The organism is Iodobacter arcticus, assembly GCF_042664895.1.
GTDB lineage: Bacteria > Pseudomonadota > Gammaproteobacteria > Burkholderiales > Chitinibacteraceae > Iodobacter > Iodobacter arcticus.
Genome location: NZ_JBHTBQ010000021.1, coordinates 1 through 751, shown reverse-complemented (window position 1 = coordinate 751; position 751 = coordinate 1). Strand labels below are relative to the sequence as shown.

The window sequence follows — 751 nt, the reverse complement described above, 5'->3', positions numbered from 1 at the left end:
TCAGGTTATAGGATCAAGCCTTACGGGCAATTAGTATCGGTTAGCTTAATGCATTACTGCACTTCCACACCCGACCTATCAACGTCCTGGTCTCGAACGACCCTTTAAAAGGCTTAAAGCCTTGGGGAAATCTCATCTTGAGGCGAGTTTCGCGCTTAGATGCTTTCAGCGCTTATCTCTTCCAGATTTAGCTACCCGGCGATGCCACTGGCGTGACAACCGGTACACCAGAGATCTGTCCACTCCGGTCCTCTCGTACTAGGAGCAGCCCCCCTCAAATTTCCAACGCCCACTGCAGATAGGGACCAAACTGTCTCACGACGTTTTGAACCCAGCTCACGTACCACTTTAAATGGCGAACAGCCATACCCTTGGGACCGGCTACAGCCCCAGGATGTGATGAGCCGACATCGAGGTGCCAAACTCCGCCGTCGATGTGAACTCTTGGGCGGAATCAGCCTGTTATCCCCGGAGTACCTTTTATCCGTTGAGCGATGGCCCTTCCATTCAGAACCACCGGATCACTATGTCCTGCTTTCGCACCTGCTCGACTTGTCTGTCTCGCAGTTAAGCCGCCTTATGCCATTACACTATCAGTACGATGTCCGACCGTACCTAGGCGACCTTCGAGCTCCTCCGTTACAATTTGGGAGGAGACCGCCCCAGTCAAACTGCCTACCATGCACGGTCCCCGATCCGGATAACGGACCAAGGTTAGAACCTCAAAGGGGTCAGGGTGGTATTTCAAGGT

Annotated in this window: 1 rRNA gene; it reads right to left on the bottom strand. The window is 53.1% G+C overall.

Annotated elements, in window-relative coordinates:
- Window positions 1-9 precede the first annotated feature (9 nt).
- A 23S ribosomal RNA gene (locus tag ACFQNF_RS12310) occupies window positions 10-751 on the bottom strand; the annotation flags it as partial.